General features: G+C 68.0%; 21 protein-coding genes. 11 read left to right on the plus strand and 10 right to left on the minus strand.

The genetic code is table 11. The features are described 5' to 3' along the window. Nucleotides 1-51: 51 nt before the first annotated feature. Both pth and hisC read left to right on the plus strand, forming a co-directional pair. Complete coding sequence (pth, locus tag GJG85_RS14835) at nucleotides 52-651, plus strand: aminoacyl-tRNA hydrolase (protein ID WP_050014859.1); 600 nt, start codon at nucleotides 52-54, stop codon at nucleotides 649-651. Nucleotides 652-768: 117 nt separating this feature from the next. Further along, on the plus strand, nucleotides 769-1,836 hold the full coding sequence (gene hisC, locus GJG85_RS14840) for a histidinol-phosphate transaminase (protein ID WP_050014857.1): 1,068 nt from the start codon (nucleotides 769-771) through the stop codon (nucleotides 1,834-1,836). An 88-nt stretch (nucleotides 1,837-1,924) separates the two neighbouring features. Here the strand turns inward: hisC and GJG85_RS14845 are convergent, their stop codons facing one another. From GJG85_RS14845 to rsmD, 3 genes are all read right to left on the minus strand, one after another. Further along, complete coding sequence (locus GJG85_RS14845; RefSeq protein WP_006477774.1) at nucleotides 1,925-2,191, minus strand: YfhL family 4Fe-4S dicluster ferredoxin; 267 nt, start codon at nucleotides 2,189-2,191, stop codon at nucleotides 1,925-1,927. Nucleotides 2,192-2,250: 59 nt separating this feature from the next. After that, complete coding sequence (gene coaD, locus GJG85_RS14850; RefSeq protein WP_044847476.1) at nucleotides 2,251-2,748, minus strand: pantetheine-phosphate adenylyltransferase; 498 nt, start codon at nucleotides 2,746-2,748, stop codon at nucleotides 2,251-2,253. Nucleotides 2,749-2,859: 111 nt separating this feature from the next. Beyond that, nucleotides 2,860-3,474, minus strand: a complete 615-nt coding sequence (gene rsmD, locus GJG85_RS14855) for a 16S rRNA (guanine(966)-N(2))-methyltransferase RsmD (RefSeq protein ID WP_050014855.1) — start codon at nucleotides 3,472-3,474, stop codon at nucleotides 2,860-2,862. 214 nt (nucleotides 3,475-3,688) lie between these two features. Here rsmD and ftsY point away from each other — a divergent pair, with 214 nt between their 5' ends. Beyond that, entirely contained in the window at nucleotides 3,689-4,849 is a 1,161-nt protein-coding gene (ftsY, locus tag GJG85_RS14860) for a signal recognition particle-docking protein FtsY (protein WP_050014853.1), read from the plus strand. 96 nt (nucleotides 4,850-4,945) lie between these two features. Here the strand turns inward: ftsY and maiA are convergent, their stop codons facing one another. Next, the gene (maiA, locus tag GJG85_RS14865) at nucleotides 4,946-5,590 is read right to left on the minus strand and encodes a maleylacetoacetate isomerase (protein WP_050014852.1); all 645 of its coding nucleotides are present in this window, start codon (nucleotides 5,588-5,590) and stop codon (nucleotides 4,946-4,948) included. Nucleotides 5,591-5,771: 181 nt separating this feature from the next. On the opposite strand from maiA, the gene ybiB reads away from it, so the two are divergent. Then, the gene (gene ybiB, locus GJG85_RS14870; RefSeq protein WP_050014850.1) at nucleotides 5,772-6,746 is read left to right on the plus strand and encodes a DNA-binding protein YbiB; all 975 of its coding nucleotides are present in this window, start codon (nucleotides 5,772-5,774) and stop codon (nucleotides 6,744-6,746) included. 377 nt (nucleotides 6,747-7,123) lie between these two features. Further along, entirely contained in the window at nucleotides 7,124-8,770 is a 1,647-nt protein-coding gene (gene leuA, locus GJG85_RS14875) for a 2-isopropylmalate synthase (protein WP_089488833.1), read from the plus strand. A 132-nt stretch (nucleotides 8,771-8,902) separates the two neighbouring features. Here the strand turns inward: leuA and GJG85_RS14880 are convergent, their stop codons facing one another. Further along, nucleotides 8,903-9,286, minus strand: coding sequence for a nuclear transport factor 2 family protein (locus tag GJG85_RS14880; protein WP_011886076.1), 384 nt, complete (start codon nucleotides 9,284-9,286; stop codon nucleotides 8,903-8,905). 45 nt (nucleotides 9,287-9,331) lie between these two features. Next, nucleotides 9,332-9,901 (minus strand): acyloxyacyl hydrolase, encoded by a 570-nt coding sequence (locus tag GJG85_RS14885; protein ID WP_050014846.1) that lies wholly within the window; start codon nucleotides 9,899-9,901, stop codon nucleotides 9,332-9,334. A gap of 359 nt (nucleotides 9,902-10,260) precedes the next feature. On the opposite strand from GJG85_RS14885, the gene rpoH reads away from it, so the two are divergent. From rpoH to GJG85_RS14915, 6 genes are all read left to right on the plus strand, one after another. Then, nucleotides 10,261-11,196: an RNA polymerase sigma factor RpoH gene (gene rpoH, locus GJG85_RS14890; protein WP_050014845.1), complete on the plus strand. Its 936-nt coding sequence runs from the start codon at nucleotides 10,261-10,263 to the stop codon at nucleotides 11,194-11,196. Between the two features lie 359 nt (nucleotides 11,197-11,555). Then, entirely contained in the window at nucleotides 11,556-11,840 is a 285-nt protein-coding gene (gene cydP / locus GJG85_RS14895) for a cytochrome oxidase putative small subunit CydP (RefSeq protein ID WP_176016588.1), read from the plus strand. Continuing rightward, on the plus strand, nucleotides 11,827-13,407 hold the full coding sequence (locus GJG85_RS14900; RefSeq protein WP_089488835.1) for a cytochrome ubiquinol oxidase subunit I: 1,581 nt from the start codon (nucleotides 11,827-11,829) through the stop codon (nucleotides 13,405-13,407). The genes cydP and GJG85_RS14900 overlap by 14 nt, the downstream gene beginning before the upstream one ends. Nucleotides 13,408-13,438: 31 nt before the next feature. Continuing rightward, the gene (gene cydB / locus GJG85_RS14905) at nucleotides 13,439-14,575 is read left to right on the plus strand and encodes a cytochrome d ubiquinol oxidase subunit II (RefSeq protein ID WP_050014841.1); all 1,137 of its coding nucleotides are present in this window, start codon (nucleotides 13,439-13,441) and stop codon (nucleotides 14,573-14,575) included. Between the two features lie 61 nt (nucleotides 14,576-14,636). Further along, entirely contained in the window at nucleotides 14,637-14,759 is a 123-nt protein-coding gene (gene cydX / locus GJG85_RS14910) for a cytochrome bd-I oxidase subunit CydX (RefSeq protein WP_060733353.1), read from the plus strand. A 590-nt stretch (nucleotides 14,760-15,349) separates the two neighbouring features. Then, nucleotides 15,350-17,836, plus strand: coding sequence for a family 20 glycosylhydrolase (locus GJG85_RS14915; RefSeq protein WP_050014839.1), 2,487 nt, complete (start codon nucleotides 15,350-15,352; stop codon nucleotides 17,834-17,836). 161 nt (nucleotides 17,837-17,997) lie between these two features. Here the strand turns inward: GJG85_RS14915 and nagE are convergent, their stop codons facing one another. From nagE to nagA, 4 genes are all read right to left on the minus strand, one after another. After that, nucleotides 17,998-19,761: an N-acetylglucosamine-specific PTS transporter subunit IIBC gene (gene nagE, locus GJG85_RS14920; protein WP_050014838.1), complete on the minus strand. Its 1,764-nt coding sequence runs from the start codon at nucleotides 19,759-19,761 to the stop codon at nucleotides 17,998-18,000. 87 nt (nucleotides 19,762-19,848) lie between these two features. Beyond that, nucleotides 19,849-22,446 (minus strand): phosphoenolpyruvate--protein phosphotransferase, encoded by a 2,598-nt coding sequence (gene ptsP, locus GJG85_RS14925; RefSeq protein WP_089488838.1) that lies wholly within the window; start codon nucleotides 22,444-22,446, stop codon nucleotides 19,849-19,851. 15 nt (nucleotides 22,447-22,461) lie between these two features. Then, a complete protein-coding gene (locus tag GJG85_RS14930) occupies nucleotides 22,462-23,487 on the minus strand; it encodes an SIS domain-containing protein (RefSeq protein WP_089488839.1) in 1,026 nt (341 codons plus the stop codon). Continuing rightward, complete coding sequence (gene nagA, locus GJG85_RS14935; protein ID WP_050014925.1) at nucleotides 23,480-24,583, minus strand: N-acetylglucosamine-6-phosphate deacetylase; 1,104 nt, start codon at nucleotides 24,581-24,583, stop codon at nucleotides 23,480-23,482. Before nagA ends, GJG85_RS14930 begins: the two co-directional genes overlap by 8 nt. Between the last annotated feature and the right edge of the window lie 78 nt (nucleotides 24,584-24,661).

Below are 24,661 nucleotides of genomic sequence, written 5' to 3' on the forward strand. Positions count from 1 at the left end.
CGGGTTTTTCTTTTTTTGCGCCCAGGCGGCGGCCGCCGCCTTCGAAACGTCATGATCAAACTGATCGTCGGCCTCGGCAATCCCGGGGCGGAATACACCGCGACGCGCCACAACGCCGGTTTCTGGCTGATCGACCAGCTCGCCCGCGAAGCCGGCACGACGCTGCGCGACGAGCGCCGCTTCCACGGCTTCTACGCGAAAGCGCGCCTGCACGGCGAGGAAGTCCATCTGCTCGAGCCGCAGACCTACATGAACCGCTCCGGCCAGTCGGTCGTCGCGCTCGCGCAATTCTTCAAGATCCTGCCCGACCAGATCCTCGTCGCGCACGACGAACTCGACCTGCCGCCCGGCACCGTGAAGCTGAAGCTCGGCGGCGGCAGCGGCGGCCACAACGGCCTGAAGGACATCACCGCGCACCTGTCGTCGCAGCAATACTGGCGGCTGCGGATCGGCATCGGCCATCCGCGCGACCTGATTCCGGAAAGCGCGCGCGCCGGCGCGAAGCCCGACGTCGCGAACTTCGTGCTGAAACCGCCGCGCCGCGACGAGCAGGACGTGATCGACGCATCGATCGAACGCGCGCTCGCCGTGATGCCGATGGTCGTCAAGGGCGAACTCGATCGCGCGACGATGCAGCTGCATCGCAACTGACCGCACCGCGCACCGGCCCGGTGCATCGGCCGTCCGACGCAATCCGGCGGCCTCGCCTGCCCCACCGCGACGCGCACATGCGGTAATCTGGACGTTTTGCCCGACAGGAGCCAAGCGGTGAGCCGTTACTGGAGCGACGTCGTTCAGCAACTCGTGCCTTACGTGCCGGGCGAACAGCCCGCGCTCGCGCACCCCGTCAAGCTGAACACCAACGAGAATCCCTATCCGCCGTCGCCGCGCGTCGTCGCGGCGATCGCACGCGAACTCGGCGACACCGGCGACACGCTGCGCCGCTATCCCGACCCGGTCGCACGCGCGCTGCGCGAGACGGTCGCGGCCCATCACCGCATCCAGCCCGACCAGGTGTTCGTCGGCAACGGCTCCGACGAGGTGCTCGCGCACGCGTTCCAGGCGCTGCTCAAGCACGACCGGCCGCTGCGCTTTCCCGACATCACGTACAGCTTCTATCCGACCTACGCGCGCCTGTACGGCGTCGAGACCACGGTCGTGCCGCTCGCGGACGATTTCTCGATCCGCGTCGACGACTATCTCGACGACGCCGGCGGCGTGCTGTTTCCGAACCCGAATGCGCCGACTGGGCGCGCGCTGCCGCTCGCGGACGTCGAGCGAATCGCGGCCGCGAACCCGTCGTCGGTCGTCGTGATCGACGAAGCGTACGTCGATTTCGGCGCGCAGTCGGCGATTACGCTGATCGACCGCCACCCGAACCTGCTCGTCGTGCATACGACGTCGAAGGCGCGCTCGCTCGCGGGCATGCGCGTCGGCTTCGCGTTCGGCGATGCCGCGCTGATCGACGCGCTGAATCGCGTGAAGGACAGCTTCAACTCGTATCCGCTCGACCGGCTCGCGCAAGTCGCCGCGCAGGCCGCGTACGAAGACACCGACCATTTCAACGCGACTTGCCGGCGCGTGATCGACAGCCGCGCGCGGCTCACGCATGCGCTCGACGCGCTCGGCTTCGAGATCGTGCCGTCGGCCGCGAATTTCGTGTTCGCGCGCCATCCGGCGCACGACGGGGGCGCGATCGCGGCGAAGCTGAAGGAACGGGAAATTTTCGTGCGGCACTTCCGGCTGCCGCGGATCGACCAGCATCTGCGCATCACCGTCGGCACCGACGCCGAATGCGATGCGCTCGTCGCGGCGCTGCGCGAGCTGCTGGGCTGACACGGAAAAACCGGCGCCGGGCGGCGCCGATCCGAAAGAAAGCGCGGCGCGCGCGCCCGTCGATCGAAGCGCGCGCGTCAGCGCAGGGTCACGATGCGTCGTCGCCCTTCACGGCGATCAACGCGTGGTACTTCTCCATCAATTGCGCGTGCGACTCGTCATGCTGCGGATCGCGCGGAATGCATTCGACCGGACACACCTGCTGGCACTGCGGTTCGTCGAAATGGCCGACGCACTCGGTGCACTTGTTCGGGTCGATCACGTAGATATCCGGGCCCATCGAAATCGCGCCGTTCGGGCACTCGGGCTCGCACACGTCGCAATTGATGCACTCGTCGGTAATCATCAAAGCCATACTGATCTCACTTCTTCAGGCCGGCGGCCGGCTTCGCAACGAAACCGGCCGGCGCCGCGTCACGCGGCAGGGCCTCCCATCGCCGTGACTTTCTCGGTCAGCCACTTCTCGACGGACGGAAACACGAATTTGCTGACATCGCCGCCCAATTGCGCGATTTCGCGCACGATCGTCCCCGAGATGAACTGGTACTGGTCGGACGGCGTCATGAACATCGTCTCAACGTCGGGCAGCAGATAGCGGTTCATCCCCGCCATCTGGAACTCGTATTCGAAATCGGACACGGCGCGCAGCCCGCGCACGATCACGCGCGCGTTGTTGATGCGGACGAAATCCTTCAGGAGGCCGGTGAAACTCATCACCTTCACGTTCGGATAATGGCCGAGCACCTCGTTCGCAATCGTCAGACGTTCTTCGAGCGAGAAAAACGGTTTCTTCGCGCGGCTGTCGGCAACGCCCACCACCAGCGTATCAAAAATGCTCGACGCACGCCGCACGAGGTCTTCGTGCCCGCGCGTCAGCGGATCGAACGTACCGGGATACACGGCGACTACCATGTCGCTCCTCCTGTCATCACGCAAACGGGATGGCAGCCGTGCGATGCACGCGCCGCTGCCGAGATGGGCATGCGTCGCCTTTGCGGCGCGCCGCCTCGTATGGAACGCGCATTATTCATCATTTTCGCGCCGCAGCAAATGATAGTGAACCGCACCGGCCTTGCCGTGCTTCACCACCTGCCAGCCCGCGAGCGCGTCGTGCGCGGCCGGGTCGAGTTCCGCCCCCGTTTCGACGTACAGCGCGCCGCCCGCCGCGACGAGCGGCGCCGCGAGCACGATCGCGCGCTCGAGCGCGGCCAGGTCGTCGAACGGCGGATCGAGGAACACCACGTCGAACGCGCCCGGCGTGAGCCCGGCCGCGAGCCGCAGCGCATCGGCTTCGGCGATCTCGACCGACCGGGCGCCGAGCTTGTCCTTGATCGCACGCAGCTGCTGCGCGGCGCGCGGATGGCGCTCGACCATCACGACGCTCGCCGCGCCGCGCGACGCGGCCTCGAAGCCGAGCGCGCCGGTGCCCGCGAACAGGTCGAGACAGCGCCAACCGTCGAGATCCTGGCCGAGCCAGTTGAACAGCGTCTCGCGTACGCGATCGGGCGTCGGGCGCAGGCCGTCGAGATCGAGCACCGCGAGCGGCGTGCGTTTCCAGTCGCCGCCGATGATGCGGACCGCGTGCGGCTTGCCGCGACTGGAAGGGGCCGCGGGGCGGCCGGAAGAGGAACGGGACATACGGGATATCGACAACGGAGGGACCGGGCGCGCGCGAGGGGCGCGCCAAACAGGCGCACGTTACCACAGCGGCGACGCGCACTGACGCGAGCGCCGCGCCGCACTGATAAAATGCACGGTTTCGGCCGCCGAGCGCCGCGCCCGCGCGAACGCAGAACGGCCCGTCCGGCGCCCCGCCCTCGGCGGCGGCCCGCCCTCTTCCCGACGCCAGACCATGTTCAGTTTCTTCAAACGATTCAAGAAAACGCAGGAGCCCGATCCGGCGGAATCGCAATCGGCCGACGCGCAGCAAGCGGACGAAGCGTCCGACGCCGACGCGCCCGCGCCGGAGGCGCCGCCCGCGGCCGACGTGCCGCAGGCGAGCGCGCAAGCGGCCGCGCCGGCCGTCGTGGTGACGGTCACGCCGACCAACGACGGCCGCGACGAAGTGGTCGAGACGGTCGAGATCGTCCCGCCGCCGCTGCAGGACGCGTCCGCGAAGAAGTCGTGGCTCGCGCGCCTGAAAACGGGGCTCGCGAAGACGGGCTCGAGCATCACCGGCGTCTTCGTCAACACGAAGATCGACGAGGACCTGTACGAGGAGCTCGAAACCGCGCTGCTGATGTCCGACGCGGGCGTCGACGCGACCGAGTACCTGCTCGACGCGCTGCGCGAGAAGGTGCGCGCGGGCCGGCTGACCGATCCGCAGCAGGTGAAGGATGCGCTGCACGACCTGCTCGTCGAGCTGCTGACGCCGCTCGAGAAATCGCTGATGCTCGGCCGCGCGCAGCCGCTCGTAATGATGATCGCCGGCGTGAACGGCGCGGGCAAGACGACCAGCATCGGCAAGCTCGCGAAGCATCTGCAGAGCTTTGACCAGTCGGTGCTGCTGGCCGCCGGCGACACGTTCCGCGCGGCCGCGCGCGAGCAGCTGGCGGTCTGGGGCGAGCGCAACAACGTGACGGTCGTGCAGCAGGAAAGCGGCGATCCGGCCGCGGTGATCTTCGACGCGGTCAGCGCCGCGCGCGCGCGCAAGATCGACGTGATGATGGCCGACACGGCCGGCCGCCTGCCGACGCAACTGCACCTGATGGAAGAGCTGAAGAAGGTGAAGCGCGTGATCGCGAAGGCGCACGACGGCGCGCCGCACGAGGTGCTGCTGGTGATCGACGCGAACACCGGCCAGAACGCGCTCACGCAGGTGAAGGCATTCGACGACGCGCTGGGCCTGACCGGCCTGATCGTCACGAAGCTCGACGGCACCGCGAAGGGCGGGATTCTCGCCGCGATCGCGCGGCAACGGCCGGTGCCCGTCTACTTCATCGGCGTCGGCGAGAAGGTCGAGGACCTGCAGCCGTTCAGCGCGGTGGAATTCGCGGACGCGCTGCTCGGCTGAACGCCGCCGGCTCGCATCGCACGGGGCGCCTTCGGGCGCCCTTTTTCATGCGCGCCCGATCCTGCTCGCCGCGGGGCCGCCACACTCGTTCGGCGCTTATTCGGCGTCGGGCTGCACGCCCGGCTCGGCGGCCTTGAATGCATCGAGCGTCGCCGCATGGTCGGCGATCCGGTGGATCGTCGGGAAACGCGTCGTGTCGATCGCAAAGCGGTTCGCGTTGAACACCTGCGGCACGAGGCACACGTCGGCGAGCGTCGGCGTGTCGCCGAAGCACAGCTTGCCGGTGCGCGGATCGTTCGCGAGACGCGCCTCGAGCGTGTCGAAGCCCGCCTCGATCCAGTGCCGGTACCACGCGTTCTTTGCGTCTTCGGGCACATTCAGCGTGTGCTTCAGGTACTTGAGCACGCGCAGGTTGTTGAGCGGGTGGATTTCGCACGCGATCTGCAGCGCCACCGACCGCACGTACGCGCGATCGACCGGCTGCTTCGGCAGCAACGCCGGCTCGGGATGGGTTTCGTCGAGATATTCGATGATCGCGAGCGACTGCTGCAGCGTCGCGTCGCCATCGACCAGCGTCGGCACGACCCCATCCGGATTCAGCGCGCGGTATGCGTCCTTCAGTTGCTCCCCGCCGTCGCGCAGCATGTGCACGGGCGCATAGTCGAACGGCAGCCGCTTCAGGTTCAGGGCGATCCGCACGCGGTACGACGCGGAACTGCGGAAATAGCTGTAGAGCTTCATGGGATGTCTCTCTTTTGGTCGTATTCGGCCGGCGGCGGCACGGGCGCGGCGCAGCGGGTGCGTACGCCGCCGGGAACCAGAGTGTAGCGCGGCACGGTGCGCAGCCGCGCCCGTGCGATACTCGGGGCATTCCTCACCGCTCACCGCGCGGCCCGATGCCGGCCGCCCGCCCCACGTTCCGATGACCGCTTCCCACGATCCCGCCGCCGCTCCGTTCCCTTGCGCCCGCTTCATCAAGGAAATCGGCCGCGGCCCCAACGGCGCGCGCGCCCTGTCCGCCGAAGACACGTTCGAGCTTTATCGCGCGATGCTCGATGCGCGCGTGTCGGACGTCGAACTCGGCGCGATCCTGATCGCCTATCGGCTGAAAGGCGAATCCGCCGACGAACTGGCCGCGATGCTCGCCGCCGCGCAGGCGTCGTTCGAGCCCGTGCACGTACAGGACGCCGCGTTCCGCCCGGTGTCGATCCCGAGCTACAACGGCGCGCGCAAGCAGCCGAATCTCGTGCCGCTGCTCGCGCTGCTGCTCGCGCGCGAAGGCGTGCCGGTGCTGGTGCACGGAGTAGAGTGCGATCCGGGCCGCGTGACGAGCGCCGAGATCTTCTCGGCGCTGTCGCTCGCGCCGTCGACGTCGCACGATGCGATCGAGGACACGCTCGCCGAGCGCCGCGTCGCATTCGCGCCGATCGACGTGCTGGCGCCGCGCATCGCGCACCTGCTGTCGATGCGCGGCGTGCTCGGCGTGCGCAACTCGACGCATACGCTCGTGAAGATCCTGCAGCCGTTCGCGCCGGCCGGGCTGCGGCTCGTCAACTACACGCATCCACCGTACCGCGATAGCCTCGCGCAGCTGTTCCGCGACCATCCGGACGCCGCGCGGGGCGGCGCGCTGCTCGCACGCGGCACCGAAGGCGAAGCGGTGGCCGACACGCGGCGCCAGGTGCAGGTCGACTGGCTGCACGACGGCGTGTGCGACACGCTGATCGACGCCGAGCGTTCGTCGACCGACGCGCCGCCCGTCGCGCTGCCCGAGTCGCGCGATGCGGCGACCACGGCCGCGTGGACGGACGCGGTGCTGCGCGGCGAGGTGCCGGTGCCCGACACGGTCGCGCGACAGGTCGCGACGATCGTGCAGATCGTCCGCGTCGCGCGCTGACGGCGCGGCGGCGACCTGCCCCTTTATCCCGACATTTGACACGCGAGCGCATCCTGGCATAGAGTGGCCGTCATGCGTTCCTTTCCGAACACCCTCCGAATTACCTCCGGCCGCCTAGCGCGGCCGCTATCGCTACGACTAGCCTAAGGCTGTCGTAGCGCCGTGTGCTGTTCGCACGGTCCTCCCAGCAGTTCCTCGCCGTACCCCTCTCGCAGTTTTTACAACCCGAAGTCGTCAGCATTCGTCCGTCCATCCGTCGGCCGATTCGCGAAGATCATCCGCATCCGCGGCGCCATCGCGCACCGGGTGCGAGGCAGCGCCAACCGGCGCCCGTGCCGCGCGTCTTCGCTCGCGACTTGAGACCTGAGGTCCAGAAGATGATGCGCAATCCGCAAGACAAGTACCGTCCGTTCGAGCCCGTCCGCCTCAATGGCCGCCGCTGGCCGGCCCGCACCATCGAGCGTGCGCCCGTGTGGATGAGCACCGACCTGCGCGACGGCAACCAGTCGCTGATCGAGCCGATGAGCATCGAGCAGAAGCTCGAGTTCTTCGACATGCTGGTCGCGATCGGTTTCAAGGAGATCGAAGTCGGTTTTCCGTCGGCGTCGCAAACCGACTTCGATTTCGTCCGCAAGCTGATCGACGACAAGCGGATTCCCGACGACGTGACGATCGAAGTGCTCGTGCAGTCGCGCGAAGACCTGATCGCGCGCACGTTCGATGCGCTCGAAGGCGTGCCGCGCGCGATCGTGCACCTGTACAACGCGGTCTGCCCGTCGTTCCGCCGCATCGTGTTCGGGATGTCGAAGGACGACGTGAAGGCGCTCGCGATCGACGGCACGCGCATCATCAAGGCACACGCGGCCGCGCGCCCCGATACGCACTGGACCTTCCAGTACTCGCCGGAAACCTTCAGCATGGCCGAGCTGACGTTCGCGCGCGAGATCTGCGACGCGGTCGCGCAGACCTGGCGCCCGACCCGCGACCACAAGATGATCGTCAACCTGCCGGCCACCGTCGAGGCCGCGACCCCGAACGTGTTCGCCGACCAGATCGAATGGATGGACCGCAACCTCGCGTATCGCGACAGCATCGTGCTGTCCGTGCATCCGCACAACGATCGCGGCACCGCGGTCGCAGCGGCCGAACTCGCGCTGCTCGCGGGCGCCGACCGCATCGAAGGCTGCCTGTTCGGCAACGGCGAGCGCACCGGCAACGTCGATCTCGTCACGCTCGCGCTGAACCTCTACACGCAAGGCATCGACCCGGGCCTCGACTTCTCCGACATCGACGCGGTGCGCCGCGTCGTCGAGCGCTGCAACCAGATTCCCGTGCATCCGCGCCATCCGTACGCGGGCGACCTCGTGTTCACCGCGTTCTCGGGCTCGCACCAGGACGCGATCCGCAAGGGCTTCGCGCAGCAGCGCCCCGACGCGATCTGGGAAGTGCCGTACCTGCCGATCGACCCGGCGGATCTCGGCCGCAGCTATGACGCGGTGATCCGCGTGAACAGCCAGTCCGGCAAGGGCGGCGCGACGTTCCTGCTCGAACGCGGAATGGGTTTCACGCCGACGCGCCGCGTCCAGATCGAGTTCAGCCACGCGGTGCAGACGCTCGCCGACGCCTCGGGCGAGGAAGTGACGGGCGACGCGATCTGCGCGCTGTTCGCGCGCGAATTCTTCGAGACCGACGGCCCGGCCGCGCGCCACGGCAGCGGCGCGCGCTGGCAAAACCGCGAGATCGCGGTGGCGCCCGCCGCCGATGCGACACCCGACGACGCCGCGCGACATTTCGCCGCGGCATTGGCAGGGGCCGCTGGCGCCGCGATCGACGTCGCGTCGTGCGAGCACACGCGCACCGCGGACGGCCGGATCGCGGTATCGGTCGGCTGCCGGGTCGGCGACGCGCCGCTGCGGCATGGGGTCGGCGTGCACGCCGACGCGGCGGTCGCGGCGCTCGATGCGGTCGTCAGCGCGATCAACCGCTCGGCATGGCACTGCGCGGACCACCGCGCGGCGGCCTGACCGCTCAGGGTTGAAACGTCAGCGAGCGGTGCGTGACCGCCCGTGCGCCGCGCGATCCGCGCCGCACGAGACAGCAAAAAGCGGCTCAGAAGGCCGCTTCGGTCGGGACATGAAAACGAGCGCCACCCGCGCTCACGTCTCGGTCGCGCACCGCGTCGCCTGCCATGCGAGCAACCGCCACTGCCCGTGCTCGTGCGTGTGCACGGCCGTGTAGGCGATCGGAAACACGAGGCCGCCGTTGTTCGTTTCCATCTCGATCAACGCGCGCCCGGTCACGACGCAGGTGGCATCGCCGACGGGCAGCAGGTCCTGCGACTGGATCTCGATCTGACGATAGCGGCGGCGGCCGGCGACGATGGCGTCGATGAATTGCTGCTTGGTTTCGCGTTTGCCGTTGGTGTGCACGAAGAACACCTTGTCCGACAATTGCGCGTCGAGCGCCTCGCCGTCCCCGTCGACCATCGCCCGGAACCGATCGCGCTCGAGCGCGCGAATCGCATCGACCACCTTCGCCATCGCCTGACTCCTCGGCAACGCGCCCGCCGTGCGCCGGCGTGCGGATCAGAAGTTGTACTGCACGTAGAACTGGTGGAAATTTATACCAGGATTCGGCTCTTTGATACCCGCGTTAGACACATGTTGGAAACGGTAACCCACCTGATACTGTTGCCGTTCGCCGAACTGCGCGCCGACGCCGACGACGTCCGCGAACTGGAACGATGTCGACAGCGACAGATTGTTCGAGATCGTCGGATGCGTGAGGAACCGGATGCCGGCGCCGGCTTCGACGAACGGGCGAACCTGGCCCGCGCTCTTGATGAAACGGAACATCGGCGTCGCGCCGAATTCACCGATGTTGGCATGCACGTTGCCGCCGGTGTGCCAGTAGCCGACATGGCCTTCCATCACGAACGCGAAGTGCCAGCCGCCGATTTCCCACCAGTTCCAGCCCGGATCCCAGACCACGCCGAGATCGGCCTTGTCGATCCCGTGGCGATCGGAAAATCCGCCGCCCGCCTGGATCCCCCACCGGTCCGCGAACGCGGCGCCCGATCCGCCCAGCAGCGACGCGGCCAGCAGCGCATGCAGCGCAAGCCGGTTTCGGGGCCGGCGGTTCTTCTTATTGTTCATCTGACACTCCAACTTTATGGGTTGAATGGAGCCTTGCCGCAGCGGCCGGCCCGAGCGAACTGAATGGTATGGTAAAGGACTTTTCGGATCGGCATCGCGAAGCGAAATTGTTTGCTTCCAAAACTACAAAAATCGAAAACGTCTACTGATTACTATCGGAAACAAGCACTTACGGAACTTCGTACGACCAGCGCGGTCGCAAATTAGACTATCGACTCGAACGACTCGATAGAAAACCGGGAACTTGGATGCCCCCGTGGCCTCTAAGGAATTAGCACTCGGATTGTGGGAGTGCTAAGATGGGCTCCGGAATCTCATCCGAGACCAACGGTTTGTCCCTGATTCCAAAGGAGTTTTTAGTGAGCCACGCCCTGACCCTTCCGAACACCCTGAGCCCGACGCCGGCCAAGGCCGAATCGGCAGGCTCGTTGGCGCTCGCAGCCCAATCGATGTTGCCGGGCCAGCTCGGCAACATCGACGCGTACATCCAGGCCGTCAACCGCATTCCGCTGCTGACCGCCGAGGAGGAACGCCGGTATGCAATCGAATTCCGCGAAAACAACGACCTCGACTCGGCGCGCCGCCTCGTGCTGTCGCACCTGCGTCTCGTCGTGTCGATCGCGCGCAACTATCTCGGCTACGGCCTGCCGCACGGCGATCTGATCCAGGAAGGCAACATCGGTCTGATGAAAGCGGTGAAGCGATTCGACCCGTCGCAAAACGTGCGCCTGGTGTCGTATGCGATTCACTGGATCAAGGCCGAGATCCACGAGTACATCCTGCGCAACTGGCGCATGGTGAAGGTCGCGACGACGAAGGCGCAGCGCAAGCTGTTCTTCAACCTGCGCAGCCACAAGAAGAGCATGCAGGCGATGACGCCCGAGGAAATCGACGGCCTCGCGCAGGAGCTCAACGTCAAGCGCGAAGAAGTCACCGAGATGGAAACGCGCCTGTCGGGCGGCGACATCGCGCTCGAGGGCCAGGTGGAAGACGGCGAGGAATCGTACGCGCCGATCGCCTACCTGGCCGACTCGCACAACGAGCCGACCGCCGTGCTCGCCGCGCGCCAACGCGACATGCTGCAGACGGACGGCATCGCGCAGGCGCTCGACGCGCTCGATGCGCGCAGCCGCCGCATCATCGAGGCGCGCTGGCTGCAGGTCGACGACGACGGCTCGGGCGGCTCGACGCTGCACGATCTCGCTGCCGAATTCGGCGTGTCGGCGGAACGCATCCGCCAGATCGAGGCGAGCGCCATGAAAAAGATGCGCACCGCCCTCGCCGAATACGCGTAAATCCGCGGCGATCCAAAGCGCCTCATCGAAAACCGCTGCCCGACCGGCAGCGGTTTTTTTTCGTCCGGTTTCCGCAGCTTTTCCTCTGCTTTGCAGCCGTTTCGCTCTCCGTTTTTGCGTCGATTAATTGAACTGATTCATCAGGCATTACGCCATGTGCGGCGCCCTTCCGCATAACCTTGATCCATCTCAATTTTTACCCCCTGTTTCGCGACGGTCTGCCGCATCGCAGCACTCGGCATCGGAAAGCAGTCCTTTTAAAATTGGCATGTCAGGCGCAAAAGGATTAAAACAGCTTCACGGCCGTCATAAATCCGACGTAAAGTCGCCCCCAATCCGACGTAAATCGATTCAGGATAATCGCCTTGATCTCGATCAATAAAGAGCCTGCGCCGCCTTCGCGGCCGGCCGGCACGATCGGCTGGCGTGCGCGCATCGCCGCATGGGCACGCGGTCCCACCCTCGCCCGCGACATCACCCTGGTGCTGATCGTCAAGCTGATCCTCCTGATGTCGCTCAAATACGCATTCTTCAATCATCCGCAGGCCGAGCACATGTCGTTGCCGCCTGCCGTCGTGGCCGAGAAGCTACTCTCGGTACCGGCGCCTGCAACTACCGAGGGAGACCATCATGATAAGCAGTGAAGTCGTCGATCTGTCACGTCTACAGTTCGGCATCACGGCGCTCTACCACTTCCTGTTCGTGCCGTTGACGCTCGGCCTGTCCTGGCTGCTCGTCATCATGGAAGCCGTCTACGTGATGACCGGCAAACAGGTCTACAAGGACATGACCCAGTTCTGGGGCAAGCTGTTCGGCATCAATTTCGCAATGGGCGTGACGACCGGCATCACGCTCGAATTCCAGTTCGGCACGAACTGGTCGTACTACTCGCACTACGTCGGCGACATCTTCGGCGTGCCGCTCGCGGTCGAAGGCCTGATGGCGTTCTTCCTCGAATCGACGTTCGTCGGCCTGTTCTTCTTCGGCTGGAACCGCCTGTCGAAGGTCAAGCACCTGATCGTCACGTTCCTCGTCGCGCTGGGCTCGAACCTGTCCGCGCTGTGGATCCTCGTCGCGAACGGCTGGATGAACAATCCGGTCGGCGCCGAGTTCAACTACCAGACGATGCGCATGGAGATGACGAGCCTGTTCGACGTGCTGTTCAACCCGGTCGCGCAGGTGAAGTTCGTGCACACGGTGTCGGCCGGCTACGTGTCGGCGGCGATGTTCGTGCTCGGCGTGTCGTCGTGGTATCTGCTGAAGAAGCGCGACGTCGACTTCGCGCTGCGCTCGTTCGCGGTCGCGGCCGGCTTCGGCCTCGCGGCGACGCTGTGCGTGATCGTGCTCGGCGACGAATCGGGCTACACGACCGGCGAAGTGCAGAAGATGAAGCTCGCCGCGATCGAATCGGAATGGGAAACCCAGCCGGCGCCCGCGTCGTTCACGCTGATCGGCATTCCGAACCAGGCGGAACAGCGCACCGACTATGCGATCAAGATTCCGTACGCGCTCGGCCTGATCGCGACGCGCTCGATCGACGAACCGGTGATCGGCCTGCGCGACCTCGCGAAGCACAGCGAGGAGCACATCCAGAGCGGGATGATCGCGTACGGCGCGCTGCAGAAGCTCAAGCAGGGCGACACGAGCGACGCGACCCGCGCGCTGTTCGACCAGCACAAGCAGTATCTCGGCTACGGGCTGATGCTCAAGCAGTTCACGCCGAACGTGACCGACGCGACGCCCGAGCAGATCAAGGCCGCCGCGAAGAAGACGATTCCGCCCGTCGCACCCGTGTTCTTCTCGTTCCGGATCATGGTGTTCCTCGGCTTCCTGTTCGTCGCGACGTTCGTTGCCGCGTTCTGGTTCTGCGCGCGGCGGCAGCTGCTGCAGGACAACCGCCGCTGGTTCCTGCGCTACGCGGTGTGGGCGATCCCGCTGCCGTGGATCGCGATCGAATTCGGCTGGATCGTCGCCGAGCTCGGCCGCCAGCCGTGGACGATCGCCGGCGTGCTGCCGACGCACCTGTCCGCGTCGAGCCTGCAGCCGAGCGACCTGTACCTGAGTCTCGCCGGGTTCATCCTGTTCTACACCGCGCTGTTCGTCATCGAGATCAAGCTGATGTTCAAGTACGCGCGCCTCGGCCCGTCGTCGCTGCATACCGGCCGCTATCACCACGAACTCGTCGCTGCCGGCGAGCGGGCCGCCGTCTGAGCACGCACTCGCAACGGAACAAGGAATCGCTATGGACTATGCAACTCTCAAGCTGATCTGGTGGGTGCTCGTCGGCGTGCTGCTGATCGGCTTCGCCGTCACCGACGGCTTCGACATGGGCGCGACCGCGCTGCTGCCATTCCTCGGCAAGACCGACGAGGAGCGCCGCATCATCGTCAACACGGTCGGCGCGACCTGGGAAGGCAACCAGGTGTGGCTGATCACGGCCGGCGGCGCGATGTTCGCGGCCTGGCCGCTCGTCTACGCGGCGTCGTTCTCCGGCTTCTACTTCGCGATGCTGCTCGTGCTGTTCGCGCTGTTCTTCCGGCCGGTGGGCTTCGACTATCGCAGCAAGCGGCCGGACCCGCGCTGGCGCGCGGGCTGGGACTGGGGCCTGTTCGCTGGCGGCTTCGTGCCGGCGCTCGTGTTCGGCGTCGCGTTCGGCAACCTGCTGCAGGGCGTGCCGTTCAAGTTCGACAGCGACCTGCGCGTGACCTACTACGGCGGCTTCTGGGCGCTCTTGAACCCGTTCGCGCTGCTGTGCGGGCTCGTCAGCCTCACGATGCTCGTCGCGCACGGCGCCGCGTTCATCAAGATGAAGACCGACGGCGTGATCGCGCGCCGTGCGTCGATCGCGCTGCGTGTCGCGTCGTTCCTCGCGGTCGTGCTGTTCGTGCTGGCCGGCGTGCTGGTGGCCTCGTATATCGGCGGCTTCCACATTACCCACGCCGCGCCGACGGACACCGTCGCGAACCCGCTGCTCAAGGACGTCGCCGCCGGCGCGGGCCTGTGGCTCGCGAACTACGGCGACTATCCGTGGATGATCGCCGCGCCCGTCGTCGGGATCGCGGGCGGCGTGCTCGCGCTGCTGCTCGCCGGCTCGAAGCAGGAAAAGACGGCGTTCTTCTGCACCGGCCTGATGATCGCCGGCGTGATCCTGACCGCGGGCTTCTCGATGTTCCCGTTCATCATGCCGTCGTCGCTCGACCCGCGCAGCAGCCTGACCGTGTGGGATTCGACGTCGAGCCACATGACGCTGCAGGTGATGCTGTTCGCGGTGATCGTGTTCCTCCCGATCGTGCTGATCTACACGGGCTGGGTGTATCGCGTGATGCGCGGCAAGGTCACGCACCAGACGCTCGAAGAAAACAAGCACTCGATGTATTGATGCATTGAACCGGCCGGGGCGCGCAGGCGCCCTCGCCTACCGTTTCGCAAGGAGTCTGACCATGTGGTATTTCAGCTGGATTCTCGGTATCGGCGTCGCGCTGTCGTTCGGCATCGTCAACGCGATGTGGCTCGAAGCGCGGCAGAAGACGCAGGAAGCGTCCGTGCGGGCGCGCCGCGACTGACGCACCGATGCACTGACGGGTGGCGCGCGCGGCCGATCGATCGCGCGCCGCCGTCCGGAAGAGAAAGAACCTCGCTTCGCGCGAGGTTTTTTTTCGCCCTGGCCGCGCGGGCACACGTCGTGCATCGATGCCAATTTAGCGCCAGATTGATACCACTTGAATACCAATAAAAGGTTTCATAAGATCGTTGGACACGGCCGCTGACAGGCCGATTCCTTCTGGGTGGGGGAGACATGCGATTCCCGTGTGTGGCGTGCGCCTGCGCGCCGTGTCGACGTCCGTGTTCCACGGCGCGCGCCGTCGTCGTGCTCATGCTCGTGCGCGGCCAACCGGGCGCCGCCGGCCGCGGCCGCCTCGTCGCCGCGGCGAACGTCATGGACCGCCGATGAATCCGCGCACGCCGCCGCGCCGATCCGATCGGCACGCATGCCCGCCTCCCGTTCCGTAACGCACGCCCCCGCGTGCCGATTGTGCGCGGGGCTGCCGCATCGCCCCGCGTGCTGGTATCTCCCGCAGCTCCACTGAAAGACCCGATCGCAGCGACGTCGAGTCACGGCGCCGCCACGCCCTCTTTTTCTCAGGAGTTCGAATTGAAGCGTACCTTGCCATCCCTCATTGCCGGTCTGCTGATCGCGGTGCTGTCGCCCGCTGCGATCTCGGCGCTGCCGGCGTCGGCCGCCGCCGGCGCGACCGCCGGCAGCGCGCAAGCGGCCGCCGCCCAGGCAGCCAGCCTCGCGACGCAGCTGTCGAACGGCCTCGCGTTGCGCGTCGCCGTCGACAACAACCACGCGGCCGCGGCCGGCGTGCCGTGCGCCGATCTCGGCGCAGACGGCGCGGCCTGCGCGACGGGCCGCCTGATCCTGCAAAACCGCGGCCACCAGGCGATCGCCGACGGCGGCTGGAAGCTCTACCTGCACAGCATCCGCCGCCTGCTGCGGATCGATCGCCCCGGCTTCGCGCTGCGGCGGCTCACCGGCGACCTGTACGAACTGACGCCGCAGCCGGGCTCGGTGCGGCTCGCGCCCGGCGAGCGCATCGAGCTGCCGTTCGTCGCCGAATACTGGCTGCTGCGCTACAGCGACGTGATTCCGCGCCCGTACGTCGTCGTCGACGGCGCGCCGCCGGCCGTGCTGCGCTACAACGACACCGACAACGAGCTGCGCTACGTCGAATCGCTGCCGGCCGACGCGCAGAACAACTCGACCGGCAACGCGCCGCCGGTGGCCGCACGGCCCGATCCGGCCCGCGCGCTGCCGAGCGTGAAGCGCGAATTGCCGCTGCCCGGCACGCTCGAGCTGCGCGGCGTCGAACTCGCGCTGCCGGACCTGCCTGACGCGCAGGTCGCGGCGCTGCGCGAGCGCGCGACGACCCTCGGGCTCGACGGCGCACGCGTGCCGGTGCGCGGCTTCGTCGCGCCGCGCCGGCTGCCGGCCGACCTCGCGACACCGGGCGGCTACCGGCTCGCGATCGGGCCGCGCGGCGTGCTGATCGAAGGCTACGACCGCGCGGGCCTCTACTACGGCGTGCAGACGCTCTATTCGCTCGCGCCGGCCGGCGGCGGCGCGATCCCGGCGATGCTGGTCGAGGATGCGCCGCGCTTCACGCATCGCGGGATGCACGTCGACCTCGCGCGCAACTTCAAGCAGCCGGCGACGCTGCGCCGCCTGATCGACCAGATGAGCGCGTACAAGCTCAACCGCCTGCACCTGCATCTGTCCGACGACGAAGGCTGGCGCATCGAGATTCCCGGCCTGCCCGAGCTGACCGAGATCGGCTCGCGCCGCTGTCACGACCCGGGCGAGACGCGCTGCCTGCTGCCGCAGCTCGGCTCCGGCCCCGACAACCGCTCGGGCGGCGGCTACCTGACGCGCGACGACTACGTGGCGCTCGTGCGCTACGCGGCCGCGCGCTTCGTGCAGATCATCCCCGAGATCGACATGCCCGCGCACGCCCGCGCGGCCGTCGTGACGATGGAGGCGCGCTACCGGCGGCTGCACGCGGCCGGCCGCGAGCAGGAAGCGAACGCGTATCGGCTGCTCGACCCGCAGGACACGACGAACCTGACGACGGTGCAGTTCTACGACCGGCGCAGCGACCTGAACCCGTGCGTGCCGGGCGCACTCAACTTCGCGTCTAAGGTGATCCGCGAGATCGCGGCGATGCACGCGGACGCGCAGGCGCCGCTGCAAACCTGGCACTACGGCGGCGACGAAGCGAAGAACATCTTCCTCGGCGGCGGCTTCCAGCCGCTGAACGGCACCGATCCGAACAAGGGGCGCATCGACCTGGCCGCGCAGGACAAGCCGTGGGCGCGGTCGCCCGCGTGCACGGCGCTGCTCCAGCGCGGCGAGATCAAGTCGATCGACGAGCTGCCGACGCGTTTCGCGAAACAGGTGAGCGCGGCCGTCGACGCGAACGGGATCGGCACGATGGCCGCGTGGCAGGACGGCATCAAGCACGCGAACGGGCCGCAGGATTTCAGCACGCGCCACGTGATGGTGTCGCTGTGGGACACGATCTTCTGGGGCGCGTCGGACAGCGCGCGCGACCTGAGCGGCAAGGGCTACCAGACGGTGCTCGCGCTGCCCGACTACCTGTACTTCGACTTCCCGTACACGCTCAATCCGCGCGAGCGCGGCTACTACTGGGGCTCGCACGCGACCGACGAGTACAAGGTGTTCTCGCTCGCGCCGGAGAACCTGCCGCAGAACGCCGAAGTGATGGGCGACCGCGACGGCAACGCGTTCGAGGTGACGGGCACGGGCCCGGCGCCACGCATCGAAGGCATGCAGGGCCAGGCGTGGGGCGAGGTGATGCGCAACGACACCTTCCTCGAATACATGACCTACCCGCGGCTGCTCGCGCTCGCCGAGCGCGCGTGGCACCGGGCCGACTGGGAGCTGCCGTATGCGGCCGGCGTGCGCTTCAAGCGCGGCGACACGCATCACGTCGACGTCGCCGCGCTGCAGCGCGACTGGGCCGGCTTCGCGACGCTGCTCACGCAACGCGAATTGCCGAAGCTCGAGCGCGCCGGCGTCGGCTACCGGAAGCCGACCTTCACGCTGACGAATCCGTGAACGGCTGAAGAAGGCATCTGGCGATGCGCGAGGCGGGCAAACGCATCGCGCATCGCCCGCCCCAAAAGAAAACGGCTTGCGACGCGTACGTCGCAAGCCGTTGTTCTTTTGACCACCGGCCCGGATCCGCCGCGCGGATCGCTCACACCGGCTTCACCGCATCACGCCGGTTGTGCAGCCGCCCCGCCGCCCGACGGCGGCAGGCGCGCGCCGAGCTGTTCGGCATAGCGCGCCGCCGCGTTGCCGCAGACGATGTGGAACGTGTCGAGCGACACCCATGCGACGTCGAGCGTGCCGAGACGCTCGCGATCGACCGCCGACGGATCGCGCACGACCACGCGCAGGCGCGTGGTGGCCACCGCATCGAGCGACACGACGTTGGTCGCGCCGCCGAACACCGCGAGCCAGCGGGTCGGCTCCGGATCGAGCGGGCCGGCGGCCGCGCCGGTGACGGGCTGCGCGGCGGCGGCCGGCGCCGTTGCTGCCGCGCCGGTCGCGCCGCTGCCGATCGCGGCACGCATTTCGTCGGCGATGATGTCGGCCTCGGGCCCGATGATCACCTGCACGCTGTTGCCGCCGCGCTTGAGCACGCCGCGTGCGCCGATCGACTTCAGTTCCGGCTCCGATACCTTCTCCGGATCGACGACGGTCAGGCGCAGGCGCGTCGTGCATGCGTCGACGACCGACAGGTTGGCCGCCCCGCCCAGCGCGGCGATGTAGCGTTGCGCACGCGGTGCGGCAGCCGTTGCCGCCGCGCCCGGTGCGACGAAGCCGCCCGACGCGTACGATTCCGTGGCCGCATCGGTCGATGCCGGCTCACGGCCCGGCGTGGCCATGTTGAACTTGCGGATGAAGAAGCGGAACAGCCCGTAGTACGCGACGCCGTACGCGATACCGAGCGGAATCGCGATCCAGCCCTTCGTCGACAGCCCGTAGTTCAGCACGTAGTCGATCGCGCCGGCCGAGAACGTGAAGCCGAGCTTCACGCCGAGGATCTGGCAGATCGCGAGCGACAGCCCCGTCAGCAACGCATGGATCACGTACAGCACCGGCGCGAGGAACATGAAGCTGAATTCGATCGGCTCGGTCACGCCGGTCAGGAACGACGTCAGCGCCATCGAGAACAGCAGGCCGCCGACCATCGCGCGGCGCTCCTTCGGCGCTTCGTGCAGCATCGCGAGACACGCCGCCGGCAGGCCGAACATCATGATCGGGAAGAAGCCGGCCATGAAGGTGCCCGCGGTCGGGTCGCCCGCGAAGAAGCGGTGCAGGTCGCCGTGCACGATCTCGCCGCCGGCCGGCGGCGTGAAGTTACCGAACACGAACCATGCGAGCGAGTTGATGATGTGGTGCAGGCCGGTGACGAGCAGCAGGCGGTTCAGGAAGCCGAACACGAACGCACCGATCGCGCCCGCCGTCGTCAGCCACTGGCCGGCCGCGTCGATCGCATGCTGGACCGGCTGCCACACGTACCCGAATACGATCCCGAGTACCACGCACACCAGCCCCGTGATGATCGGCACGAACCGCTTGCCGCCGAAGAACGCGAGGTAGTCCGGCAGCTTGATGTCTTTATAGCGATTGTACAGCAGGCCCGCGACGACACCCGCGATGATCCCGGACAGCACGCCCATGTTCAGCTTGGGATCGATGTCCTTCATGATCGCGGTTTCGATCAGGTAACCGATCGCGCCCGCGAGCGCCGCCACGCCGTTGTTGTCCTTCGCGAAGCCGACCGCCACGCCGATCGCGAACAACAGCGGCAGGTTGTCGAAGATCGCGCCGCCGGCGTCGGCGATCATCTTGATGTTGAACACGTCCGGCTGGCCGAGCCGCAGCAGGATGCCGGCGACCGGCAATACCGCGATCGGCAGCATCAGCGCGCGGCCTAGACCCTGTATTTTCAGAAACGGATTCCCGTTCATTCAGTCCTCCAATCCTTGTCTCGTCATGAATCGTCGTTGAGGTGATTGCTTTGGTAGTGATACGGGTCGCGCGCCTGCCGCCGACGTTCAGTCGAGCGGCCAGACCTCGCGGCTTGCTGCCCTTACCGCCTGTGCCGAATCGAGCGCGAGCAGATCCTGCGCGCGCTGACGGCACAACTGGTAATCGAGACGGCGCACACGCGCCTTGATGCCCGGCACCGACACCGGATCGACCGACAGTTCGGTCACGCCGAGGCCCACCAGGACCGGCACCGCGAGCGGATCGCCGCCGAGCGCGCCGCATACGCCGACCCACTTGCCGTGCTTTTCCGCGCCGCGCACCGCGATGTCGATCAGGCGCAGCACGGCCGGATGCAGGCCGTCGGACTGCGCGGCGAGATCGGCCTGGCAGCGGTCCATCGCGAGCGTGTATTGCGTGAGGTCGTTAGTGCCGATCGACAGGAAATCCGCGTGCTGCGCGAGCTGGTCGGCCAGCAGCGCGGCCGACGGCACCTCGATCATCACGCCGACCTCGATCGGCTCGGTGCGGCCCTGCGCGCGCGCGAATTCGTCGATGCGCTTTTTCAGCCGCACGAGTTCGCCTGCGTCGGTCACCATCGGCAGCAGGATGCGCACCGCGCCGAACGGCTTCACCGCGAGCAGGCCCTGCAACTGATCGTCGAGCAGATCGGGGCGCACCTGCGCGAGACGGATGCCGCGCAGGCCGAGCGCCGGGTTCGGTTCGGGCGGCAGCGTCAGGTAGTCGACTTCCTTGTCCGCGCCGACGTCGAGCGTGCGGATGATCGCCGTGCGGCCCTGCAACGCGTCGACGATCGACTGGTAGCTCTGCTGGTGCTCGACCGCCGTCGGCGCGGCCTGACGATGGATGAACATCAGTTCGGTGCGCAGCAGGCCGACCGCGTCCGCGCCGTTGTCGACCGCGGTGTTCGCGTCGTCGAGCGTCGCGATGTTCGCGGCGACCTCGATCGCGCGGCCGTCGACCGTCGCGGCCGCCACACCTGCCAGTTGCCGGTTCGCGTCGCGCACGCCGTCCAGGCGCTGGCGTTCGTGCCGCGCGCGCTCGACGTCGAGCGCGGTCGGCGCGTGTTCGAGCCGGCCCGAGCTCGCATCGACGACGACCTGCGTGCCGTCCGGAATCGCGTACAGCGCATCGCCGACCGCCACCAGCGCCGGGATGCCGAGCTGCCGCGCGATGATCGCCGCGTGCGACGTCGCGCCGCCGCGCGCCATCACGAGCGCGGTCACGCGTTCGCGATCGAGCGACGACAGGTCGGACGGCGTGAATTCGTCGGCCGCGAGCACGGCCTCGTCGGGCAGCGCGCGCGCGGCGCCGTTCGTGTGGCCGAGCGCGCGCAGCACGCGCTTCTCGATGTCGCGCAGGTCGGCCGCGCGTTCGGCGAGCAGCGCATCGTCGAGCTTCGACAGCGTGTCGATCTGCGTGCGGATCGTCGCGCGCCACGCGAAGCCCGCGCCCTTGCCGAGGCTGATCAGGTCGCGCGCCGCATCGACGAGCGTCGGATCTTCCAGCAGCACGCGATGCACCGCGAAGATGCCCGCTTCGCCGACCGCGCCGCGCGCCGATGCGTTGCGCACCGTTTCGCCGAGTTCGGCGTCGACCGCCTTCAGCGCCTGGTCGAGGCGGCGGCTTTCCGCGGCCGGCGTGCCGGTCGCCTGCTCGGTCGGCACGATGTCCGCATCGTCGAGACGCACCAGCGTGCCGACCGCGATGCCGGGCGCGGCGCACACGCCGGCGAGCGTGTTCGGGTCAATGGGCGCGCCATCGCGCGGCGCGCCGGCGTGGCGTGCGACCGTCTGCGGCGCGGGCGACTTCAGCCGCGCCGGCTTTTCCTCCACTTCGCCGTGCGCTTCGCGCAGCAGCTCGCGCTCGACCGCATCGACGGCCTGCTGCGCGTGCGCGCCGCGGCCGACCAGCTCGACCGTCGCGCCTTCGCCAGCGCCGAGACCGAGCAGGCCGACGACGCTCGCGATCGACGCCTTGCGGCCGTCGAACAGCACGTCGACGCTCGCGTCGAGCCCGCGCGCGGCTTCCCGCGCCCGTGCGGCCGGCCGCGCATGCAGGCCGCCCGGCTGCGCGAGCACGATTTCGCGGCGCACTTCGTTGTGCGCGGCCGCGCCGGCCTGCGCCGCCTGCGCGGCGGCTTCGCCCTTGCCGCGCAGCGCGAGCAACGGCGTCTCGCCGGCCGTCGCGAAACCGCTCGCGCGATCGACGACCTCGAACGCGTCGGAATTCGCGATCGCGATCACCGACACCAGCGAATGCGCGTTTCGTGCGACCGCGTCCTGGTCGAACTCGATCAACAACGCGCCCGCTTCGACGCGCGCGCCGGCTTCGACGTGCGCGACGAAGCCCTGCCCGTTCAGCTCGACGGTGTCGATGCCGATGTGCAGCAGCACTTCCGCGCCTTGCGGCGTCGTGATCGTCACCGCGTGGCCGGTGCGTGCGAGATGCGACACGACGCCCGCGCACGGCGCGACGAGCCGGCCTTCGAGCGGGTCGATGCCGATGCCGTCGCCGAACATCCCGCCGGAGAACACCGGATCGGGCACGTCGGCCAGCGGAACGATCGGCCCCGTCAACGGGCTAAGCAGGACGATCTGATCGGGGTTAGGGCTCTTCAACTGGGATTCCTCGGCGCGTCTCATCGGCTTTCTCGACTGTCAGTGCGTTTCGGTGACTTTATTCAGGTGGCGCGGCGTGTCGGGATTGCGGCCGCGCGCGACGGCCAGATCCGCCGCCATCACGTAGAACGAAAGAATGGCGGCGATCGGGTCGAGCGCCGAATGGGCCGACTGCGCGAGCGACAGCACGGTGCCCTTTGCGTCGGATGTGCCGGGCGTGCCGGCTGGCGCCGCGAGCAGCACGGCGGCGCCGCGTGCGCGCATGTCCGCGGCAAGCTGCAGCAGGCCGGCCTGCTCGGGCCCCGGCGGCGCGAACACGAGCAGCGGATAGTCGCGATCGATCAGCTCCATCGGGCCGTGGCGGACTTCGGCGCTCGAGAATGCCTCGGCCTGGATGCCGGAGGTTTCCTTCAGCTTCAGCGCGGCTTCCTGCGCGATCGCGAGGCCGAGGCCGCGACCGATCACGATCATCCGCTCGACCCCCGCGAGCGCGGCGACGGCCTGCGACCAGTCGAGCCGGCCGGCTTGCGCGAGCACGTCGGGCAGGCCGCGCAATGCGGTGATCAGCGCGGCGTCGCGCTGCCAGTACGCGACGATCTGCGCGGACAGCGACAGCATCGCGATATAGCTCTTCGTCGCGGCAACCGACAGTTCGGGGCCGGCCAACAGCGGCAGCTGGTGCTCGCACGCGTCGGCGAGCGGCGACGGCAGCACGTTGACGGCGGCGACGGTGCGCGCGCCGGCTTCGCGCAGCGCGGCCATCGTGTTGACGAGATCGGGGCTCTTGCCCGACTGCGAGAACGCGAGCGCGAGCTGGTCCTGCACCTTCAGCGGCGCCTGCTGCAGCGTCGCGACCGACATCGGCAGCGACGCGACCGGCACGCCGAGGCGGCTCATCGTCAGGCTCGCGAAATAGCTGGCGGCGTGATCCGAGCTGCCGCGCGCGACCGTCAGCGCGACGGCCGGCGGGTGATCGAGCAATTGGCCGGCGAGCGCTTCGACGCGCGCGGTGTCGGCGAGTTGCGCGGCGACGACCTGGGCGGACTCGCGCGCTTCCTTAAGCATATTCGACAATCGATTCTCCTTCGACGTAGGTCGCGGTGAGGTTCAGGTCGCGATCGAACACCGCGAGGTCGGCCCATGCGCCGCGCTCGAGGCGGCCGCGATCGGCGATGCCGAGGTAGTCGGCCGCGTAGCGCGACATGCGGTTCGACACGTCGGCGATCGGCAGGCCGAGCGACACGAGGTTGCGCAGCGCCTGGTCCATCGTCAGCGTGCTGCCGGCGAGCGTGCCGTCGGCGAGCCGCACGCCGCCGAGGCACTTCGTCACGTGCTGGCTGCCGAGCCGGTATTCGCCGTCGGGCATGCCGGTCGCGGACGTGCTGTCGGTCACGACGTACAGGCGCGGGATCGCGCGCAGCGCCGCACGGATCGCACCGGGGTGGACGTGCAGCAGATCGGGGATGATTTCCGCGTACTCGGCGTGCGCGAGCGCCGCGCCGACGAGGCCCGGGTTGCGGTGATGCAGCGGCGACATCGCGTTGAACAGGTGCGTGAAACCGCACGCGCCGTGCTTGAGCGCGGCGACCGCGTCGTCGTAGGTCGCGAGCGAGTGGCCGAGCTGCACGCGTACGCCGCGCGCGGCCATCTCGCCGATGATCTCGATGTGGCCGGCGATTTCCGGCGCGAGCGTGACGACGCGGATCGGCGCGATCGACAGGTACTTCAGCACCTCGTCGAGCACGGCCGACACGGCCGCGTCCGGCTGCGCGCCGAGCTTGCCGGGGTTGATGTACGGGCCTTCGAGATGCACGCCGAGCACGCGCGCGCCGCCGGGCGTGCGGGTGCGGGCGACGATGCCGAGGTTCGCGACGACCTCCATCAGTTCGTCGCGCGGCGCGGTCATCGTCGTCGCGAGCAGGCTCGTCGTGCCGAATTGCGCGTGCGTGCGAGCGATCGTTTCGATCGCATCGCCGCCTTCCATCACGTCGGCGCCGCCGCCGCCATGCACGTGCAGGTCGATGAAGCCGGGCAGGATGTAAGGCGCGTCGTTCGTCGCGGGATCGACGGGCGTGCCGTCGAGCGTGGTGATGCGGCCGTTCTCGCTATCGAGCGAACCGAGAATCCAGCCGTCGGAGGTGAGGATGTTGCCAGTCAGCATGACGTTCTCTTGATGATCGGGTGACGCGGGCATCCGCGTCGTGATTGGCCAATCCGTTGCGATTCATTGCGCGCGATT

It is taken from the genome of Burkholderia sp. MS389 (genome assembly GCF_016899425.1).
Classification (GTDB): Bacteria; Pseudomonadota; Gammaproteobacteria; order Burkholderiales; family Burkholderiaceae; genus Burkholderia; species Burkholderia sola.

Excerpts from the sequence above, each read along its gene's own strand:
- rsmD (WP_050014855.1), bottom strand. The coding sequence starts at position 3,474 with ATGTCCCGTTCCTCTTCCGGCCGCCCCGCGGCCCCTTCCAGTCGCGGC.
- GJG85_RS14845 (WP_006477774.1), bottom strand. The coding sequence starts at position 2,191 with ATGGCTTTGATGATTACCGACGAGTGCATCAATTGCGACGTGTGCGAG.
- GJG85_RS14880 (WP_011886076.1), bottom strand. The coding sequence starts at position 9,286 with ATGGCGAAGGTGGTCGATGCGATTCGCGCGCTCGAGCGCGATCGGTTC.
- GJG85_RS14900 (WP_089488835.1), top strand. The coding sequence starts at position 11,827 with ATGATAAGCAGTGAAGTCGTCGATCTGTCACGTCTACAGTTCGGCATC.
- cydX (WP_060733353.1), top strand. The coding sequence starts at position 14,637 with ATGTGGTATTTCAGCTGGATTCTCGGTATCGGCGTCGCGCTGTCGTTC.
- cydB (WP_050014841.1), top strand. The coding sequence starts at position 13,439 with ATGGACTATGCAACTCTCAAGCTGATCTGGTGGGTGCTCGTCGGCGTG.
- pth (WP_050014859.1), top strand. The coding sequence starts at position 52 with ATGATCAAACTGATCGTCGGCCTCGGCAATCCCGGGGCGGAATACACC.
- nagA (WP_050014925.1), bottom strand. The coding sequence starts at position 24,583 with ATGCTGACTGGCAACATCCTCACCTCCGACGGCTGGATTCTCGGTTCG.
- ptsP (WP_089488838.1), bottom strand. The coding sequence starts at position 22,446 with ATGAGACGCGCCGAGGAATCCCAGTTGAAGAGCCCTAACCCCGATCAG.
- maiA (WP_050014852.1), bottom strand. The coding sequence starts at position 5,590 with ATGAAGCTCTACAGCTATTTCCGCAGTTCCGCGTCGTACCGCGTGCGG.
- GJG85_RS14930 (WP_089488839.1), bottom strand. The coding sequence starts at position 23,487 with ATGCTTAAGGAAGCGCGCGAGTCCGCCCAGGTCGTCGCCGCGCAACTC.
- ftsY (WP_050014853.1), top strand. The coding sequence starts at position 3,689 with ATGTTCAGTTTCTTCAAACGATTCAAGAAAACGCAGGAGCCCGATCCG.
- ybiB (WP_050014850.1), top strand. The coding sequence starts at position 5,772 with ATGACCGCTTCCCACGATCCCGCCGCCGCTCCGTTCCCTTGCGCCCGC.
- leuA (WP_089488833.1), top strand. The coding sequence starts at position 7,124 with ATGATGCGCAATCCGCAAGACAAGTACCGTCCGTTCGAGCCCGTCCGC.
- nagE (WP_050014838.1), bottom strand. The coding sequence starts at position 19,761 with ATGAACGGGAATCCGTTTCTGAAAATACAGGGTCTAGGCCGCGCGCTG.
- GJG85_RS14885 (WP_050014846.1), bottom strand. The coding sequence starts at position 9,901 with ATGAACAATAAGAAGAACCGCCGGCCCCGAAACCGGCTTGCGCTGCAT.
- coaD (WP_044847476.1), bottom strand. The coding sequence starts at position 2,748 with ATGGTAGTCGCCGTGTATCCCGGTACGTTCGATCCGCTGACGCGCGGG.